Raw genomic sequence first — 18,352 nt, forward strand, 5'->3', positions numbered from 1 at the left:
GTCGTTGTGATTCGTTTCCGCGTTCAGCGCGTGCGCCCGATCCAGAGGCTCGAGCGCGGCACTTCGACCGTGCCCGTGCACGCGGCCTCCGCCGCATCGGACGGTGCCGGCGCATCCGTCGCGAGCTGCCGCTGCCAGGGGCCGGCCGGCAGTGCGAACGGCACCGCCTGCGGGCCTGCGTTCACGAGCACCAGCCAGGCGGGTTCCGCGGCCGTGGCAGGCTCGAAAAGAATTGCAAGCGCCGTGCCGGCGCGCCATTCGGCTTCGGTCATGGGCTGCCCGTCGGGCCGCAGCCATCGTATGCCCTGCGCGCCAGGCGGCGTGTCGGACGGCCACCACTGTGCGCGGCGCAAGGCGGGCGCTTCACGCCGGAGCGCCGTGAGCCTTGCGATGAAAGTGCTCATGCGCGCGGCCTCGCCCTCCGGGTCGCCGGTGCCGACCCAGCGCAGCCACGTGGTCTCGTTGTCCTGGCAGTAGGCGTTGTTGTTGCCCTGCTGGCTGTGGCCGATCTCGTCGCCCGCCAGCAGCATCGGCGTGCCCTGCGAGAGCAGCAGCGTGGCGAGCAGCGCGCGCCGCAGGCGTGCGCGCTCGGCCTGCACCGCGGGATCGTCGCTCGGCCCTTCGACGCCGCAGTTGTTGCCGAGGTTGTTCGCATGGCCGTCGCGGTTGTCCTCGCCGTTCGCGAGGTTGTGCCGCTGCTCGTAGCTCAGCAGGTCGTGCAGCGTGAAGCCGTCGTGCGCGGTGATGAAGTTGACGCTCGCGGTGGGCGCGCGGCCGTCGTGCGCGAACTCCGCGCTCGATGCGGTGAAGCGGTGCGCGAACCCGCCCAGGCCCGCGGCGCCTTCGCGGCCCTGCCGCAGCCAGAAGCCGCGCTGCGTGTCGCGGTAGCGGTCGTTCCATTCGAGCCAGCCGGGCGGGAATTCGCCGAGGCGGTAGCCGCCCGGCCCGATGTCCCAGGGCTCCGCGATCAGCAGCGTGCGCGAGAGCACCGGGTCCTGCGCGATCGCCGCGAAGAAGGGCGCGCGCGGGTCGAACGCGCCGTCGCGCAAGCCGCGGCCCAGCACCGGCGCGAGGTCGAAGCGGAAGCCGTCGACGCCGAATTCGCAGGCCCAGTGGCGCAGGCTGTCCATCAGCAGCTGCAGCACGCGCGGCTCGCCGAGCTGGAGGCAGTTGCCGCAGCCGGTCCAGTTCGCATAAAGCGCGCGGTCGTCGGCGCGCAGGTGGTAGTACAGCGCGTTGTCGATGCCGCGCAGCGAGAGCGTGGGGCCGAACTCGTCGGTCTCGGCGCTGTGGTTGTAGACCACGTCGATCACCAGCTCCATGCCGCGCGCATGCACCGCGTCGACCATGGCGCGGAACTCGCTCGCCGGCGTGGTGCCCGCCCGGCCGCTCCAGTAGCGCGCCTCGGGTGCGAACCAGCCGATGGTGTTGTAGCCCCAGTAGTTCGAAAGGCCCATGCGCAGCAGCCGTTGCTCGTCGGCGCGGTGCTGCACCGGCATCAGGCTCAGCGTGGTGACGCCGAGGCGCTGCAGATGGTCGAGCACCGCGGGCTCGGCCAGGCCGGCGTAGGTGCCGCGCAGGGGCGCGGGCACGCCGGGGTGCAGCCGCGTCTGTCCGCGCACATGGAGTTCGTAGAGCACGCGCTCGCCGGCCGGGATGCGGGCATGGCCCGGTGCCCGCGATGCCGCCTCGCCGGCCGGGGCCGCCACGCGGGCCTTGAGCGCGACGGCGGCGTTGTCGCGCGGGTTGCGCTGCGCCGGGTTCGCGGGATCGTGGCCGAGGAAGAGATCGCTGCCGTCGTAGCGGCCCACGATCTCGCGGGCGTAGGGGTCGAGCAGCACCCGCGCGGGGTTGAAGCGGTGCCCTTCGGCCGGCGACCACGGGCCGTGCACGCGCCAGCCGTAGACCAGGCCGGGCCGCGCGCTCGGGAGCTGGCCGTGCCAGATGCCGTCGGTGAAGCCCGGGAGCTTCAGGCGCTGCTGTTCCTGCGCGCCGCTGGCGTCGAACAGGCAGAGCTCGACGGCCTCGGCGTGCGGCGCGACCAGCGCGAAGTTCACGCCGGCGGCCGTGGCCGTCGCGCCGAGGGGGTAGGGCGTGCCGAGGTTCAGCATGTCAGTCAATGTCCTTCGAGCAGCACCCACATCACGGTGGCCAGCGGCGGCAGCCGGAGCGAGACCGAGTATGGCTGCCCCTGCCAGGGCACCGCCTCCGCCTCGACCACGCCGTTGTGCACCCCGCTGCCGCCGTACACCGCCGCATCGGTGTTGATCACCTCGCGGTAGCTGCCCGCGGCGGGCACGCCGAGCCGATAGCCTTCGCGCGCCACGGGCGTGAAGTTGCAGACCACCACGACGAACGACCCGTCCCGCGCGCGGCGCAGGAAACCGAACACCGACTGCGCCCGGTCGTCGTGCACGATCCATTCGAAGCCGCCGCGCTCGGTGTCGAGTTCGTGCAGCGCCGCGAAGTGGCGGTACACGTTGTTCAGGTCGCGCACCAGCCGCCGCACGCCCTGGTTCGCCGCACGCTCCAGCAGGTGCCAGTCGAGGCTGCGGTCCGCGTTCCATTCCGCGGCCTGCGCGAATTCGCCGCCCATGAACAGCAGCTTCTTTCCCGGATAGCCCCAGAGATAGCCGTACAGGTTGCGCAGCCCCGCGAACTTCTGCCACGCATCGGCGCCGGGCATGCGCGTGAACAGCGAGCCCTTGCCGTGCACCACCTCGTCGTGCGACAGCGGCAGCACGAAGTTCTCGCTGTGCGCATACATCAGCCCGAAGGTGATCTGCTCGTGGTGGTGCTTGCGGTGGATCGGGTCGAGACCCGCGAAGGCCAGGGTGTCGTTCATCCAGCCCATGTTCCATTTGTAGTGAAAGCCGAGCCCGCCGGCCTCGGGCGGCCGCGTCACGCCCGGGAAGCTCGTGGACTCCTCGGCCGCGGTGAAGGCGCCCGGGCGCTCCACGCCCACCACCTGGTTCATGCGCCGCAGGAACTCGATCGCCTCCAGGTTCTCGCGGCCGCCCTGGGCATTGGGCAGCCACTCGCCGGGCCGGCGGCTGTAGTCGCGATAGAGCATCGACGCCACCGCGTCCACGCGCAGGCCGTCGACGCCGTAGCGCTCGAGCCAGTACAGCGCATTGCCGACCAGGTAGTTGCGCACTTCCGTGCGCGCGTAATTGAAGATCAGCGTCTGCCAGTCGTTGTGGAAGCCTTCGCGCGGATCGGCGTATTCGTAGAGCGCGGTGCCGTCGAAGCGGCCGAGGCCGTGCGCATCGGTCGGAAAGTGCGCGGGCACCCAGTCGAGGATCACGCCCAGCCCGGCCGCATGCGCGGCCTCGACCAGATGGCGGAAGTCGCCGGGCGTGCCGAAGCGCGAGGTCGGCGCATACAGGCCGATCGGCTGGTAGCCCCACGAGCCGTCGAAGGGATGCTCGCTCACGGGCAGCAGCTCGAGGTGCGTGAAGCCCATGTCGCGCGCATAGGGCACCAGCGTGTCGGCGAGCTCGCGGTAGTCGAGCCAGGCATCGCCGTCCTTGCGCCGCCACGAGCCCAGGTGCACTTCGTAGATGCTGATCGGCGCATGCCGGTCGTTGGCGGCGGCGCGCGCCGGGGGCAGGGGTACCGGCGCGGGCAGCGGCGCGACCACGCAGGCGGTCTCGGGCCGCAGGCGGGTCGAGAAGGCATAGGGGTCGGCCTTGCGCAGCACCTCGCCGTGTGCCGAGAGAATTTCGAACTCGTAGGCGTCGCCCGCCGCGAACTGCGGCGCGAAGATCTCCCACACGCCGCATTCGCGGCGCAGCCGCATCATGTGGCGCCGGCCGTCCCACTGGTTGAAGTCGCCGACCACCGACACGCGGCGCGCATTCGGCGCCCACACCGCGAAGGCCACGCCCTTCACGCCATCGATCTCGCGCAGGTGCGCGCCGAGCCGCTCCCAGGGGCGCAGGTGCGTGCCCTCGGCGAGCAGCCAGACGTCGGTATCACCGAGCACGAAGCCGAAGCGGTACGGATCCTCGAGCCGCGCGCTGTGCGAGCCCCAGTCGACCTCGAACGAATAACCCAGCAGCGCCTCCGCCGCAGGCACCGGGCCCGCGAAGAGGTCGGAGCCTTCCTGCCGCGCGAGCAGCGCCAGCGGCCAGCCGGTGCGCGTGTGCACCACGGCCACGCTTTGCGCGCCGGGCAGCAGGGCGCGCACCAGCAGCAGGCCGTCGCGCGTCTGGTGCGGGCCGAGCACGGCGAAGGGGTCGCCGTGCTCGGCCCGCATCAGCGCGCGCACCTCGCGCTCGGGCAGTTCGGGGGTGGTGGCGTGGCGCATGGACCTCACATCGTGCCGCTGTCGTCCGCGGTCCGGCCGAAGAAGACGCCGTAGGGCGCCAGCGTCAGCGCCCGCCCGCCGTCGCCCGCGACCGACGACGAGGCGGCGAGCGGATGTCCCGCGAGCGGTTCGAGCGGCGCAGGCAGGGCGAGCGACACCGGCGCGCTGCCGAGGTTGAAGACCGCCTGCAGCGATGCATGGCCCGCGCGCCGCTCGAACCACAGCACCGGCTCGGGCGCATCGAGGAAGGCGATCGCGCCGGTGCGCAGCAGCGGCTGGGTGCGGCGCCAGTGCAGCAGCGCGCGGCTGAAGTGCAGCATCGAATCGGGATCGTGCGCCTGGCGGTCGACCGCCAGCGGCAGGTGGCGGCCATGCACCGGCAGCCACGGCGCGCCGGTGGTGAAGCCGGCATGCAGTTCATCGGCCTGCCAGGGCATCGGCGTGCGGCAGCCGTCGCGGCCCTTGAATTCGGGCCAGAAGGCGCGGCCGTACGGGTCCTGCAGCAGCTCGAAGGGCACCTCGGCCTCGGGCAGGCCGAGCTCCTCGCCCTGGTAGATGCTCGCGCTGCCGCGCAGCGACAGCAGCAGCGCGAACCAGAGCCGGTCGCGCCGCGGGTCCTCCGGGCCGTCGCCGCGCCAGCGCGTGGCCACCCGCGGCACGTCGTGGTTCGACACCGCCCAGCAGCCCCAGCCGCCGGTGGGCGCGAGCGCCTGGTCGAGCGTCTCGACCTGGTGGCGCAGGTGCCGCGCGCTGTGCTCGGCGGTCAGCAGGCTGAAGCTGTAGGCCAGGTGCAGGCGCCGGCCCAGTTCGGTGTACTGCGCCATCACGGGCGCGGCGTTCTCGTCGCCCACCTCGCCGAGCGCGACGGCGCCGTGGCGGTCGAGCAGCGCGCGCAGGCTTTCGAGAAAAGCCAGGTTCTCCATCTGGCTCTTGTCGTAGAGGTGCTGCTGCATCGCGTACGGGTTGTCGGCGCGCACGGTGCTCACGCCGTGCACCGAGGCGGCGGCGGCCGGCGGGTTGTCGCGCAGTTGCGCATCGTGGAACTGGTGGTTGCAGGCGTCGAAGCGGAAGCCGTCCACGCCGCGCTCGCACCAGAAGCGCACCTCGCCGAGCAGCGCCTGCTGCACCTCGGCGCAATGGAAGTTGAGGTCCGGCTGCTCCTTGAGGAAGCTGTGCAGGTAGTACTGCCGGCGCCGCGGGTCCCACTGCCAGGCGGAGCCGCCGAACACCGAGAGCCAGTTGGTGGGCGGCGTGCCGTCAGGCTTCGGATCGGCCCAGACGTACCAGTCGGCCTTGGGATTGTCGCGGCTCGCGCGGCTCTCGGCGAACCAGGCATGCTGGTCCGACGTGTGCGAGAGCACCTGGTCGATGATGACCCGCAGCCCCAGCGCATGCGCGCGCGCGAGCATCTCGTCGAAGTCGGCGAGGGTGCCGAAGATCGGGTCCACCGCGCGGTAGTCGGACACGTCGTAGCCGAAGTCCTTCATCGGCGAGCGGAAGAAGGGCGAGACCCAGATCGCGTCCACGCCGAGGCTCGCCACATGCGCGAGCCTGGCCGTGATGCCCGGCAGGTCGCCGATGCCGTCGCCGTTGCTGTCCATGAAGCTGCGCGGATAGATCTGGTAGATCACCGCGCCGCGCCACCATTCGCTGTTGCTGCTCTCGGTCGTGCTGCCCATGCCGGTCCTGTGGTCTGAAAATCATTGTGGCACGCGAAATCCGGGCCAGCGCCAGGGCGCGTGGCGGGCGCTGCGCGCCGGGCGGGGTCGTGAAGCTTTCTACACTGGGCGCTGTTCCCGCTTTTCCAGATGACGACTTCAGAACCCGCTTCTTCCTTTTCCTGTTCCTCCCTGGCGGCGCTCGAGGCGCGGCTGGCGCAGGACCTCGCCTGCCTCGGCTGGCCCGCCCGCCCGTGGATGCCGGTACGGCAGGCCGGCGGTGAGACGGTGCTCGACGTGGCCATCATTGGCGCGGGGCAGGCCGGGCTGGCCGCCTGGGTCGCGCTGGCGCAGCTGGGCATCCGCGCCGTGGTGTTCGACCGCGCGCCCGCCGGCAGCGAGGGCCCCTGGGCCACCACCGCGCGCATGGAGACGCTGCGCTCGCCCAAGGAGCTCACCGGCCCCGCGCTGGGCCTGCCCGCGCTCACCTTCCGCGCCTGGTTCGAGGCCCAGTTCGGGCTGGCGGCCTGGACCGCGATGGACAAGATCCCGCGCCTTCAATGGATGGACTACCTGGTCTGGTACCGGCGCGTGATGGGCGTGGACGTGCGCAACGACACGGCCGTGACCGCCATCGAGCCGCTGCCCGACGCCACGGGCGTGCGGCTGGCCCTGCGCACGCCCGCCGGCGAGCACAGCGTGCTGGCGCGCCGCGTCGTGCTCGCCACCGGGCGCGACGGGCTGGGCGGGCCGGCGGTGCCCGCCTTCGTCGGCGCCCTGCCGCGCTCGAAATGGGCGCACTCCTCCGACGAGATGGACTACGGCCGGCTCCAGGGCCTGCGCGTGGGCGTGATCGGCGCCGGCTCCTCGGCCATGGACAGCGCGGCCACCGCGCTGGAGGCCGGCGCGCACAGCGTCGAGCTGCTGATCCGCCGCACCGACCTGCCGCGCGTCAACAAGGGCAAGGGCGCGGGCGTGCCCGGGCTCACGCAGGGGCACTACGACCTGCCGGACGAGCTCAAGTGGCGCATCCGGCACTACATCAACGTGCTGAACGTGCCGCCGCCGCACGGCAGCACGCTGCGGGTGTCGCGCCATCCCAATGCCTTCTTCAACTTCGGCTGCCCGGTCCTGTCGGTCGAACCGCAGGGCGAGGGCATGCGCGTGACCACGCCCAAGGGCGATTTCGCGTTCGACTTCCTGATCGTCTCGACCGGCTTCAAGGTCGACTGGGCGAGCCGCCCCGAGTTCGCCGCGATCGCGCCCCACGTGCGCACCTGGAAGGACCGCTTCGTGCCCGCCCCCGGCGACGAGGACCAGGAGCTCGCCGACTCGCCCGACCTCGGACCCGCCTTCGAGTTCAGGGAACGGGTGCCCGGCGAATGCGCGGGGCTCGGGCGCATCCACTGCTTCTGCTATCCCGCGGCGCTGTCGCACGGCACCGTGTCGGGCGACATTCCAGCCATCAGCGACGGTGCGAAGCGGCTGGCCGGCGGCATCGCGAGCCTGTTCTACCGCGAGGATTTCGAGCACCACTGGGCCAACCTGCAGGCGTTCGCCGAGCCCGAGCTGTTCGGCGACGAATGGACGCCCGCGCCGCCGCCGCACGAAAGAAACCGAAGCACCGACTGAGACCACCATGACAAGCACACCCCTTTCCGACGTGATCGATGCGGTGGTGCCGCTCGCGCCCGACCAGCCCGTCTGGGCGCTGCGCCGCCAGCGCGACAAGGTCGTCGCCGCGACCCAGGGCAGCTACGACGCGATGTTCTCGCCGGCCGTCGAGGTCCTCACGGTGAAGGAGCGGCTGCTGGTCGCGCTGCATGCCTGCCGCGTCTCGAAGGCCGGCAGCCTGGCGGCGCATTACCGCGAGCGGCTCATGGCCGAAGGCGCGGACGAGGCCGTGGTCGCGGCCGTGGATGCCGGCCACGGCGTGGCCGACGCGCGGCTGCAGGCCATGCTCGCCTTCACCACCAAGCTGATCGAGCGCCCCATCGAGGGCGACCGGGCGGCGGTGCAGGCGCTGGCCGCGAGCGGCCTGTCGACGCCCGCCATCGTGGCCATGAGCCAGCTGATCGCCTTCCTCTCCTACCAGGTCCGCGTCGCCGCCGGGCTGAAGGCGCTGGCCGCCGCCGCGGAGGTGCAGGCATGAGCCCCGCCCGGCCGCCCGAAGGGGCTCGCACCGCAGCCGCAGGCGAAGGTACTCCAGTGGCCGCGCCGATCCGCATCCAGGGCTTCACCAACGAAGTGCTCCAGTGGAAGCCCTGGCTCGACACGGTGAACGTCGACGCCGCCACGCCCGAGCAGCTGGCGGCGCTGGACGCGATGAGCCCGCAGGCGCGCAGTTCGCCGTATTTCCTGGTGCTGGCGCACCAGCCCGAGATCCTGCTGCAGCGCTCCATCGCCTTCAACGCGATCATGTTCGCGCCGGGCGGCATGCCGCGCGCCGAGCGCGAGCTGGGCGCCACGGTGGAGTCGCGCGTCAACGGCTGCGTGTACTGCGCCTCGGTGCATGCGCAGCGCTTCGAGCAGCTGGCCAAGCGCAACGACGTGATCTCGCAGGTGTTCGAGGCGCCCGAGGGCGCGGGCACCACGGCGCGCGAGAAGGCCATCGTCGCGTTCTCGATCCGGCTGGGCGTGCAGCCCGACGAGGTGTCGGCCGAGGACGTGCGCAAGCTCCGGGCCGCAGGGCTGGGCGAGCTCGAGATCCTCGACCTGATCCATTCGGTGGCGATCTTCGCCTGGGCCAACCGGCTGATGCTCAACCTCGGCGAGCCGGTGTTCCCGGAGGCCGAGGCCTCATAGGCGCGCGAGCAGTCCGGCGACCGTTTCGCGCGCCAGGCCCAGCGGTTCGACGAGGTCGTTCTCGCGGCGGTAGTCGATGCCGTTGACCAGCGAGGCCGCGTCCAGCACGGTGCGTGTCGCGGGCGTGGGCACCCCGGCGATGGCGCCCAGCGCCTCGACGAAGGCCAGGCCGTAGGGCATGTCCTCGCTCACGAAGCGGGTGTCGGTGCGCGTGGGGCCGGGCGGGCCGCCGCGCTGGGCGTGCAGCTCGGCGGCGATGTCGGCGAGCTTTTCCGAGGTGGTGCCGAAGGAGCGCGCGAAGTGCGCCTCGATGGGGCCGAGCGCGATGCCGAAGGCGGCGGCCACGGCCCGGCGTTCGGCATCGAGCGCCTCGATCGCGCGCGCCACGCCCGGCGTCATGCAGTGGTACTGCGCCCAGGGCTCGCCCCGTTCGATGCGGGTCCAGTTGAACACCGCGAGCGGCCCGTGCGACTGCGGATTGACGTTGGCCAGCGCACTGGCGAGCGCACTGCCCTGCGCGAAGAAGCCTTCGCCGAAAAGTTCGGTGCACAGCGCGACGGCTTCGTCCACGTGGGCGCCGGGCAGGGCGGAGACGCCGATCGCCTGGCGCCGCGTCATCACCCGGACCTGGGTGGCGGATTCGCGCCGCGCGGTCAGCACCGTCGTGCCGAAGCTCGCCACCGTGACCCGCCGGCCCGCGCGCACCGCGGCTTCGTGCAGGTAAAGCGAGGACAGCGAGGCCATCGAGCTCACGATCACCGTCTGCCCGTCGCGCAGGAAGGGCAGCAGCGCATCCATCGTGCGCCGGTGGCCGTTGACGGGCAGGGCGAGCAGCAGCACGTCGGCAGCGGCGCAGAGTTCGGCCGCGTCGCGGGCGACCTCGACCCGCACCGAGAACGTTTCGATGCCGCCGGCCTCCAGCGCCTGCGTGCGCAGGGCGTCCGCGCCCGGGCCGCGCGGCGACCACAGGGTGACGCCATGGCCCGCCCGCCGCAGCCAGGCCGCGCTGGCCAGCGCGATCGCGCCCGCGCCCGCGATGCCCACGCGGCGCGAGGTCCGGGCCGTGTTATTCAACCTTGATTCCACCCTGCTTGATGACCCTGGCCCAGCGCTGGCTGTCTTCCGCCACCACCTTGCCGAGCGCCGCCGCGCCGCCGCAGGTGTTGACCGCGCCCAGCTGGGCGAAGCGCTGCTTCGTCTCCGGCAGCTTGCACACCTCGACCAGCGCCGCCGACAGCTTTTCGATGCCCGCGGCCGGCATGCGTGCCGGCGCCATCACGCCGACCCAGACCGGCACTTCCATCGCCGGCAGGCCCGCGGCCTCGCCGATGGTCGGGGCCGCGCCGATGCCGGGCAGCGCGGTCCGCGAGAAGGTGCCGAGCACGCGGGCCTTGCCGCTGGCGACCATCGGTTCGATGGAGGCCGCGCTGGTCACGATGGTCGCCACCTGCCCGCCCAGCAGGTCCGTCAGCGCCGGGGCGGCGCCGCGGTAGGGCACGTGCAGCAGGTCCACGCCGCCGGCCTGGGCCAGCAGCGCGCCGGTCAGGTGCGAGACGGTGCCGTTGCCGGTCGAGGCGTAGCTGACCTGGCCGGGCCGGGCCTTGGCATCGCGCAGCACGTCGGCCACCGTCTTGTAGGGGCTTTCGGCGCGCACCGACAGCGTCATCGGCGTGTCGGCCACCAGGGCCACCGGCACCAGGTCGTGCGCCGGGTCGTAGGGGAGCCTGGCCTGCAGGTGCGGGGCGATGGTGACCGCGCCGCCGGTGGCCAGCAGCACCGTGGCGCCGTCGCTTGCCTTGGCCACCGCGTCGGCGGCCACGATGCCGCCCGCGCCGGCCCGGTTGTCGATCACGACCGGCTGGCCCGTCCGCTCCGTGAGCTTGGCGCCCAGGTAGCGCGCGATCACGTCCTGCGCGCCGCCGGTGGCGAAGGGCACGACGATGCGCAGCGGCTTGTCGTTCTGCTGGGCCTGGAGGGGAGTGGCGGCGAGGCCGGCGGCGGCCGCGAAGGCCAGGGCGAGGTGTTTCAGGCGCAGTGTCATGGTGTGTTGTGGGTCCGCGTCAGGTCACGGGCTGGCCTGCATTCTTCGCGAAACACCGGCGAGGGGGAAGGCGCGCGCGGCACGAAGTGCGACGAAGTGCGCACAACCCGGGGTCGGGTCTTGTCCGGCGCGATAATCCGCCTTCCCCGGCGCGCCCCGCGCCGGGCTCCTGCCGAACCGTCATGAACCCCAGCTACAAACCCAGCGACGTCGAGTCCGCTGCCCAGGCGCAATGGAGCGCCGCCGATGCCTACCGCGTCACCGAGGACGCGAGCCGCAAGAAGTACTACGCCTGCTCGATGCTGCCGTACCCCAGCGGCAAGCTGCACATGGGCCACGTGCGCAACTACACGATCAACGACATGCTCACGCGCTACCTGCGCATGAGCGGCTACAACGTGCTGATGCCCATGGGCTGGGACGCCTTCGGCCTGCCGGCCGAGAACGCGGCGCTCAAGAACGGCGTGCCGCCGGCCAAGTGGACCTACGAGAACATCGCCTACATGAAGGGGCAGCTCCAGGCCATGGGGCTCGCGATCGACTGGAGCCGCGAGGTCGCGACCTGCGACCCGAGCTACTACAAGTGGAACCAGTGGCTGTTCCTGAAGATGCTCGAGAAGGGCATTGCCTACCGCAAGACCCAGGTCGTCAACTGGGACCCGGTGGACCAGACCGTGCTCGCCAACGAGCAGGTGATCGACGGCAAGGGCTGGCGCACCGGCGCCACGGTCGAGCGCCGCGAGATCCCGGGCTACTACCTCAAGATCAGCGACTACGCCGAGGAACTGCTCGAGCACACCCAGCACAAGCTGCCGGGCTGGCCCGAGCGCGTCAAGCTGATGCAGGAGAACTGGATCGGCAAGAGCGAGGGCGTGCGCTTCGCCTTCACCCACGACATCCATGACGCGAACGGCCGGCTGATCCAGGACGGCCGCATGTACGTGTTCACCACGCGCGCCGACACCATCATGGGCGTGACCTTCTGCGCCGTCGCGCCCGAGCATCCGCTCGCGATGCACGCCGCCACCCTCGACCCCAAGGTCGCGGCCTTCATCGAGGAATGCAAGAGCGGCGGCACCACCGAGGCCGAGCTCGCCACGCAGGAGAAGAAGGGCGTGCCCACGGGCCTCACGGTGACGCATCCGATCACCGAGGAGCAGATCCCGGTCTGGGTCGGCAACTACGTGCTCATGAGCTACGGCGACGGCGCCGTGATGGGCGTGCCCGCGCACGACGAGCGCGACTTCGCCTTCGCCAACAAGTACGGCATCGAGATCATCCAGGTGGTGCTGGTCGACGACGAGCCGCACTTCGACTATCACAAGTGGCAGGACTGGTACGCCGACAAGCAGCGCGGCGTGACCATCAACTCCGACAATTTCAGCGGCATGAGCCACAAGGAGGCCGTGGCCGCGGTGGCGCATGCGCTCGGCCAGAAGGGCCTGGGCGAGATGCAGACCACCTGGCGCCTGCGCGACTGGGGCGTGAGCCGCCAGCGCTACTGGGGCACGCCGATCCCGATCATCCATTGCGAGGAACACGGCGCGGTGCCCGTGCCCGAGAAGGACCTGCCGGTGGTGCTGCCCACCGACTGCGTGCCCGACGGCTCGGGCAATCCGCTCGCCAAGCACGAAGGCTTCCATGCCGGCGTGGTGTGCCCGGTCTGCGGCAAGCCCGCGCGGCGCGAGACCGACACCATGGACACCTTCGTCGACAGCTCGTGGTACTTCATGCGCTACTGCGACCCGAAGAACGACGAGGCGATGGTGGCCGGCGGCGCCGACTACTGGATGCCGATGGACCAGTACATCGGCGGCATCGAGCACGCGATCCTGCACCTGCTCTATGCGCGCTTCTGGACCAAGGTGATGCGCGACCTCGGCCTGGTGAAAGCCGACGAGCCCTTCAGCAAGCTGCTGACGCAGGGCATGGTGCTCAACCACATCTTCTACGCGCGCAACGAGAAGGGCGGCAAGGACTACTTCCCGCCCTCCGAGGTCACGCCCGTGCTCGACGCCCAGGGCCGCATCGTTGGCGGCACCACCGCCGACGGCACGAAGGTCGAATACGGCGGCGTCGGCAAGATGGGCAAGAGCGAACGCAACGGCGTCGACCCGCAGGACCTGATCGAGAAGTACGGCGCCGACACCGCGCGCCTGTACACCATGTTCACCGCGCCGCCCGAAGCCACGCTCGAATGGAACGACGCCGCGGTCGAGGGCAGCTTCCGCTTCCTGCGCCGGGTCTGGAACTTCGGCGTGGCGCAGGCCGACGCGCAGCCGGTGGAGATCGCCGGCCAGTCGTTCGGCAAGGCCGCGCAGGCGCTGCGCCGCGAGGTGCACACCGTGCTGCGCCAGATCGACTACGACTACCAGCGCATGCAGTACAACACCGTGGTCTCGGGCGCGATGAAGCTGCTGAACGCGCTAGAAGGCTTCAAGCCCGACGGCAGCGCGGGCGACGCCGCGGCGCTGCGCGAGGGCTTCGGCATCCTGCTGCGCTGCCTGTACCCGGCCACGCCGCACATCACGCACCAGCTGTGGCAGAGCCTCGGCTACGACAAGGCGCTGGGCGACCTGCTCGACGCGCCCTGGCCGGTGGTGGACGTGGGCGCGCTCGCGCAGGACGAGGTCGAGCTCATGCTGCAGGTCAACGGCAAGCTGCGCGGCAAGCTGCTGGTGCCGGCCGAGGCCTCCAAGGACGAGATCGAGAAGCTCGCGCTCGCCTGCGACGACTTCGTCAAGTTCGCCGAGGGCGCGCCGGCCAAGCGCGTCATCGTGGTGCCCGGGCGCCTGGTGAACGTCGTCATCTGACAGGCCGGCCGGTCAGCAAGCACAAAGAAAGAAGCATGAACCATCGCACTGCCTCGCTGCCGCGCCGCGGCCTTCTTCTCGGCCTCGCCGCGGCGGGCGCGAGCCTCGCCCTGGCCGGCTGCGGCTTCGAGCTGCGCAAAGCGCCGGTGTTCGCGTTCAAGACGCTCTCGGTGTCGGGCAACTCGGAACTCATCAACCGCCTGCGGCGCGAGATGCGCGCGGCCGGCACGGTGACGCTGGTGCCCGCGGCGGACGCGCAGACCGCCGACGCGATCCTCGAGATCCTCGGCGAGAACCGCGACCGCATCGTGATCTCGACCAATTCGGCCGGCGCGCTGCGCGAGCTGCAGCTGCAGTTGCGCGTGCGCTTCGCGCTGCGCACGCCGGGCGGCAAGTCGCTGCTGGCGGCAACCGAGGTCTCGCAGACGCGCGACCTGAGCTTCAACGAAACCAACGCGCTCGCGAAGGAAGGCGAGGCCGAACTGCTGTACCGCGACATGCAGGCCGACCTCGCGCAGCAGATCATGCGCCGCCTCGCGGCGGTCAAGGAACTCTGAGGCGCTTCCGACGATGCAGCTCGCCAGCGCGCAACTCGGCGCCCATCTGCAGAAGGGCCTGAAGCCCCTCTACACGATCCACGGCGACGAGCCGCTGCTCGCGCAGGAGGCGGCCGACGCCATCCGCGCCGCGGCGCGCGCGCAGGGCTACACCGAGCGCAGCTCGTACACCGTGGCGGGCGCGCATTTCGACTGGAGCGCGGTGCTCGCCGCCGGCGGTTCGCTCTCGCTCTTCGCCGACAAGCAGATCGTCGAGATCCGCATTCCCTCGGGCAAGCCCGGCAAGGACGGCAGCACCGCGCTGCAGCAGCTGGCCGAATCGGCACAGGGCAACGACAGCACGCTCACGCTCGTGATGCTGCCGCGGCTGGACAAGGCCACGCGCACCGGCGCCTGGTTCTCGGCGCTCGAGAACAACGGCGTGAGCATCCAGGTCGATCCCGTCGAGCGGGCCGCGCTGCCGCAGTGGATCGCGCAGCGCCTGGGCCTGCAGGGCCAGCGCGTGCTGCCGGGCGACGAAGGGCAGCGCACGCTGCAGTTCTTCGCCGACCGCGTGGAGGGCAACCTGCTCGCCGCGCACCAGGAGATCCAGAAGCTCGCGCTGCTCTATCCCGCGGGCGAGCTGAGCTGGGAGCAGGTCGAGGCCGCGGTCAACAACGTGGCGCGCTACGACGTCTTCAAGCTCTCCGAAGCCGTGCTCGGCGGCAACCCGCAGCGGGTGGCGCGCATGCTCGACGGCCTGCAGGCCGAGGGCGAGGCCGAGGTGCTGGTGCACTACACGCTGGCCGAGGACATCCGCGCCCTCAAGCGCGTGAAGGACGCGATGGCCGCGGGCCGCCCGCTGCCGATGGCGCTGCGCGAGAACCGCATCTGGGGCCCGAAGGAAAGAGCCTTCGAGCGCGTGCTGCCCCGCCTCGACGACCGCATGCTCGCGCGCCTGCTGCGCTCGGCGCACGTGGTGGACGGCATCGTCAAGGGCCTCAAGCAGCCCGACTGGCCCGCGAGCGGCTGGCAGGCGCTGCAGCGGCTGGCACTGATGCTGTGCCGCGCCTGCCGCGCCTGCCGGGCCTGAGAGGGAACCGGACAGCCGAACGCAGAGGCCGCGAAGGTTTCGCAGAAGTCGCAGAAGGAAGACCGGAAGAATTCTTTCCGGATTCTTCTGCGACTTCTGCGTGGCTTTTGTCTTTGTTCTGCGTTCGGCTGTCCGCGCCCGTGCCCCGGCGTACCCCGCAATAGGCCTGCCGCACCGCCTGCCGGCGTCGCGTGGGAAAATGGACGGCTATGAACGCGTTCAACGTCAGCGAACACATGCAGACCCTCGGGCTGCAGGCCAAGACCGCCGCCTTCCTCATGGCGCGTGCGGATGCAGCTACAAAAAACAGAGCATTGAAGGCCCTGGCCAAGCGCCTGCGCGAGGCCGGCCCGGCGCTGGCAGCGGCCAACCGGCAGGACCTCGAGCGTGCCACCGCGGCCGGTTTGCCGGCGCCCATGGTCGACCGGCTCAAGCTCACGCCCAAGGTCGTCGAGACGGTGGCGCTCGGCTGCGAGCAGCTGGCCGGCATGGCCGACGTGATCGGCGAGATCATCGGCATGAAGCAGCAGCCCAGCGGCATCCGCGTGGGCCAGATGCGGGTGCCGATCGGCGTCTTCGGCATGATCTACGAGAGCCGGCCCAACGTGACCATCGAGGCCGCCAGCCTCGCGATCAAGAGCGGCAACGCGGCCATCCTGCGCGGCGGCTCGGAAGCCATCGAGTCGAACAAGGCGCTGGCGCTGCTGGTGGCCGAGGCGCTCGCCGAGGCCGGCCTGCCGGTGGATGCGGTGCAGCTGGTGCAGACCACCGACCGCGAAGCCGTCGGCCAGCTGATCGCCATGCCCGAGTACGTGGACGTGATCATCCCGCGCGGCGGCAAGGGCCTGATCGAGCGCATCAGCCGCGAGGCCAAGGTGCCGGTCATCAAGCACCTCGACGGCAACTGCCATGTCTACGTGGACGACACGGCCGAGTTCGAGATGGCGCTGCGCATCGTCGACAACGCCAAGACCCAGAAGTACAGCCCCTGCAACGCCGCCGAAGGCCTGCTGGTCTCGGCCGCGGTGGCCGAGGACTTCCTGCCGCGCATCGGCGCCATCTTCGCAGCCAAGGGCGTGGAGATGCGCTGCGACCCGGCGGCCGCCCGCATCCTGCGCGCCGACGAGGCGCTCGCGGCGGCCGGCGCGAAGATCGTCGACGCGGTCGAGTCCGACTGGTCCGAGGAATACCTCGCGGCGGTCATCAGCATCAAGGTGGTCGAGGGCGTGGACGAGGCCATCGCGCACATCAACCGCTACTCCAGCCACCACACCGACGCGATCGTCACGCGCGACCACGTGCATGCGCAGCGCTTCCTGCGCGAGGTCGACTCGGCGAGCGTCATGGTCAATGCGAGCACACGCTTCGCGGACGGGTTCGAGTTCGGGCTAGGCGCCGAGATCGGCATCAGCACCGACAAGTTCCATGCGCGCGGCCCCGTGGGCATCGAGGGGCTGACCTCGCTCAAGTACGTGGTGCTCGGGCAGGGCGAGATCAGAAGCTGACGCGCCGGCCGGGGCTGCTCTCGGCCGCCGCGCCTTTTCCGGCTCTTGTCATCGGGGCGGCCACCCCCAAATCCTACAATTCTGCTCCACCTCTCCAGTACAAAACCAACAAGGCCGCCCGCATGGTTCCGCATCTCGTCACCGCCCTGACCGGCCCGATCAACGAACTGGAACAGCGGGTGCTCGACTCGACCCCCGCCATCGAGCGCTGGTTCCGCCTCGAATGGATGGAGCACACGCCGCCGTTCTACAGCGCGGTGGACATCCGCAACGCCGGCTTCAAGCTCGCGCCGGTCGACACCAACCTGTTCCCGGGCGGCTGGAACAACCTCACCAAGGAAATGCTGCCGCTCGCGGTGCAGGCGGCCCAGGCGGCGATCGAGAAGATCTGTCCGGAGGCGCGCAACCTGCTCGTCGTTCCCGAGAACCACGCGAAGAACAACACCTTCTACCTCGCCAACGTGGCGCAGCTGGTGCGCATCTTCCACATGGCGGGACTCAACGTGCGCGTCGGCTCGATCGACCCGGCCATCAAGTCGCCCAAGAAGATCGAACTGCCCAACGGCGAGACCGTGTGCCTCGAGCCCGTGGTGCGCACCAAGCGCCGCCTGGGCCTGAAGAACTTCGATCCCTGCACGATCCTGCTCAACAACGAGCTGTCGGCGGGCACGCCGGGCATCCTCGAGGACCTGCACGAGCAGTACCTGCTGCCGCCGCTGCATGCCGGCTGGTCGGTGCGGCGCAAGAGCAACCACCTGCACAGCTACGAGGAGCTGTCGAAGCGCTTCGGCAAGCTGCTCGGCATCGACCCCTGGCTGATCAACCCGATCTATGCGCGCGCCGAGGGCGTGGACCTCGCCGAGGGCCGCGGCATCGACGTGCTCACCAGCCACGTGGACGCGGTGCTCACCAAGGTGCGCCGCAAGTACAAGGAATACGGCATCAACGAGAAGCCCTTCGTGGTCGTCAAGGGCCACATGGGCGGCGACGGCCCGGGCGTGATCACCGTGCGCGATGCCCGGGAGGTCGAGGGCCTCGTCGGCAGCGGCAAGCCGCGTGCGGCTGCGGCCAGCACCCGTGCAGGGGCGGCGGCGCGGGCGCTGCGCGGCCCCGGCGAGCTGATCGTGCAGGAAGGCGTGCTCACCAACGAGCGCGTGCACAACGGCGTGGCCGAGCCGGTGGTCTACATGATGGACCGCTACGTGGTCGGCGGCTTCTACCGCGTGCATGCCGAGCGCAATCCCGACGAGAACCTCAAGCTGCCCGGCGCGAGCTTCGTGCCGCTGGCCTTCTCCGACAGCACGCACCTGCCGCAGCCCGGCGCGAAGCCCGGCGCGAGCGCGCCGAACCGCTTCTACATGTACGGCGTGGTGGGCCGGCTGGCCATGGTCGCGGCCAGCTACGAGATGGAAGCCACCGACCCCGACGCCGAAATCTACGAATGATTTCGCCCGCCGGTTTGCGCGGGCGGCCGTCGGCGGCAAAATAGCGACCCCACAGCAAAGGAAACAAAAGGGCGGGGAGGATGCTTGCGGCGGCCGGAGAGCCGCCATGGCAGCAGCTCCGCGCGTGTGACTTCCGGTTACATC

General features: G+C 70.8%; 13 protein-coding genes. 8 read left to right on the forward strand and 5 right to left on the reverse strand.

The window, feature by feature from the left end; genetic code table 11:
• Nucleotides 1–23: 23 nt before the first annotated feature.
• Genes glgX through M2165_RS11775 form a run of 3 tightly spaced genes read right to left on the reverse strand, consistent with a single transcriptional unit; the run spans nt 24 to nt 5,991 of the window.
• Nucleotides 24–2,111: a glycogen debranching protein GlgX gene (glgX, locus tag M2165_RS11765; RefSeq protein WP_280814809.1), complete on the reverse strand. Its 2,088-nt coding sequence runs from the start codon at nt 2,109–2,111 to the stop codon at nt 24–26.
• Between the two features lie 5 nt (nt 2,112–2,116).
• On the reverse strand, nt 2,117–4,312 hold the full coding sequence (gene glgB / locus M2165_RS11770; RefSeq protein ID WP_280814810.1) for a 1,4-alpha-glucan branching protein GlgB: 2,196 nt from the start codon (nt 4,310–4,312) through the stop codon (nt 2,117–2,119).
• Nucleotides 4,313–4,317: 5 nt separating this feature from the next.
• Nucleotides 4,318–5,991 (reverse strand): alpha glucosidase, encoded by a 1,674-nt coding sequence (locus M2165_RS11775; protein ID WP_280814811.1) that lies wholly within the window; start codon nt 5,989–5,991, stop codon nt 4,318–4,320.
• Nucleotides 5,992–6,120: 129 nt separating this feature from the next.
• On the opposite strand from M2165_RS11775, the gene M2165_RS11780 reads away from it, so the two are divergent.
• The 3 genes from M2165_RS11780 to M2165_RS11790 are packed head-to-tail and all read left to right on the forward strand — an operon-like array spanning nt 6,121 to nt 8,775.
• Entirely contained in the window at nt 6,121–7,602 is a 1,482-nt protein-coding gene (locus tag M2165_RS11780; protein WP_280814812.1) for an NAD(P)/FAD-dependent oxidoreductase, read from the forward strand.
• A 7-nt stretch (nt 7,603–7,609) separates the two neighbouring features.
• Complete coding sequence (locus tag M2165_RS11785) at nt 7,610–8,122, forward strand: CMD domain protein (protein ID WP_280814813.1); 513 nt, start codon at nt 7,610–7,612, stop codon at nt 8,120–8,122.
• A gap of 56 nt (nt 8,123–8,178) precedes the next feature.
• Complete coding sequence (locus tag M2165_RS11790) at nt 8,179–8,775, forward strand: peroxidase-related enzyme (protein ID WP_280817520.1); 597 nt, start codon at nt 8,179–8,181, stop codon at nt 8,773–8,775.
• Here M2165_RS11790 and M2165_RS11795 read toward each other — a convergent pair.
• Both M2165_RS11795 and M2165_RS11800 read right to left on the reverse strand, forming a co-directional pair.
• Nucleotides 8,770–9,849 (reverse strand): NAD/NADP octopine/nopaline dehydrogenase family protein, encoded by a 1,080-nt coding sequence (locus M2165_RS11795; RefSeq protein ID WP_280814814.1) that lies wholly within the window; start codon nt 9,847–9,849, stop codon nt 8,770–8,772. The genes M2165_RS11790 and M2165_RS11795 overlap by 6 nt on opposite strands.
• Nucleotides 9,842–10,816 (reverse strand): tripartite tricarboxylate transporter substrate binding protein, encoded by a 975-nt coding sequence (locus M2165_RS11800; protein WP_280814815.1) that lies wholly within the window; start codon nt 10,814–10,816, stop codon nt 9,842–9,844. Before M2165_RS11800 ends, M2165_RS11795 begins: the two co-directional genes overlap by 8 nt.
• A 182-nt stretch (nt 10,817–10,998) precedes the next feature.
• On the opposite strand from M2165_RS11800, the gene leuS reads away from it, so the two are divergent.
• The 5 genes from leuS to gshA all read left to right on the forward strand — a co-directional run bounded on the left by leuS (nt 10,999) and on the right by gshA (nt 18,208).
• Entirely contained in the window at nt 10,999–13,629 is a 2,631-nt protein-coding gene (gene leuS, locus M2165_RS11805) for a leucine--tRNA ligase (RefSeq protein WP_280814816.1), read from the forward strand.
• 35 nt (nt 13,630–13,664) lie between these two features.
• Nucleotides 13,665–14,186 carry an LPS assembly lipoprotein LptE gene (gene lptE, locus M2165_RS11810; protein WP_280814817.1) on the forward strand — a complete coding sequence of 174 codons (522 nt, stop codon included), beginning with the start codon at nt 13,665–13,667 and terminating at the stop codon, nt 14,184–14,186.
• A gap of 13 nt (nt 14,187–14,199) precedes the next feature.
• Complete coding sequence (holA, locus tag M2165_RS11815; RefSeq protein ID WP_280814818.1) at nt 14,200–15,258, forward strand: DNA polymerase III subunit delta; 1,059 nt, start codon at nt 14,200–14,202, stop codon at nt 15,256–15,258.
• A 209-nt stretch (nt 15,259–15,467) separates the two neighbouring features.
• Nucleotides 15,468–16,763 (forward strand): glutamate-5-semialdehyde dehydrogenase, encoded by a 1,296-nt coding sequence (locus tag M2165_RS11820; RefSeq protein WP_280814819.1) that lies wholly within the window; start codon nt 15,468–15,470, stop codon nt 16,761–16,763.
• A 122-nt stretch (nt 16,764–16,885) separates the two neighbouring features.
• Nucleotides 16,886–18,208: a glutamate--cysteine ligase gene (gene gshA, locus M2165_RS11825; protein ID WP_280814820.1), complete on the forward strand. Its 1,323-nt coding sequence runs from the start codon at nt 16,886–16,888 to the stop codon at nt 18,206–18,208.
• Nucleotides 18,209–18,352 lie beyond the last annotated feature (144 nt).

Source organism: Variovorax sp. TBS-050B (genome assembly GCF_029893635.1).
Classification (GTDB): domain Bacteria; phylum Pseudomonadota; class Gammaproteobacteria; order Burkholderiales; family Burkholderiaceae_C; genus Variovorax.

Excerpts from the sequence above, each read along its gene's own strand:
- M2165_RS11820 (WP_280814819.1), top strand. The coding sequence starts at position 15,468 with ATGAACGCGTTCAACGTCAGCGAACACATGCAGACCCTCGGGCTGCAG.
- M2165_RS11785 (WP_280814813.1), top strand. The coding sequence starts at position 7,610 with ATGACAAGCACACCCCTTTCCGACGTGATCGATGCGGTGGTGCCGCTC.
- holA (WP_280814818.1), top strand. The coding sequence starts at position 14,200 with ATGCAGCTCGCCAGCGCGCAACTCGGCGCCCATCTGCAGAAGGGCCTG.
- gshA (WP_280814820.1), top strand. The coding sequence starts at position 16,886 with ATGGTTCCGCATCTCGTCACCGCCCTGACCGGCCCGATCAACGAACTG.
- glgX (WP_280814809.1), bottom strand. The coding sequence starts at position 2,111 with ATGCTGAACCTCGGCACGCCCTACCCCCTCGGCGCGACGGCCACGGCC.
- M2165_RS11775 (WP_280814811.1), bottom strand. The coding sequence starts at position 5,991 with ATGGGCAGCACGACCGAGAGCAGCAACAGCGAATGGTGGCGCGGCGCG.
- lptE (WP_280814817.1), top strand. The coding sequence starts at position 13,665 with ATGAACCATCGCACTGCCTCGCTGCCGCGCCGCGGCCTTCTTCTCGGC.
- leuS (WP_280814816.1), top strand. The coding sequence starts at position 10,999 with ATGAACCCCAGCTACAAACCCAGCGACGTCGAGTCCGCTGCCCAGGCG.
- glgB (WP_280814810.1), bottom strand. The coding sequence starts at position 4,312 with ATGCGCCACGCCACCACCCCCGAACTGCCCGAGCGCGAGGTGCGCGCG.
- M2165_RS11780 (WP_280814812.1), top strand. The coding sequence starts at position 6,121 with ATGACGACTTCAGAACCCGCTTCTTCCTTTTCCTGTTCCTCCCTGGCG.
- M2165_RS11800 (WP_280814815.1), bottom strand. The coding sequence starts at position 10,816 with ATGACACTGCGCCTGAAACACCTCGCCCTGGCCTTCGCGGCCGCCGCC.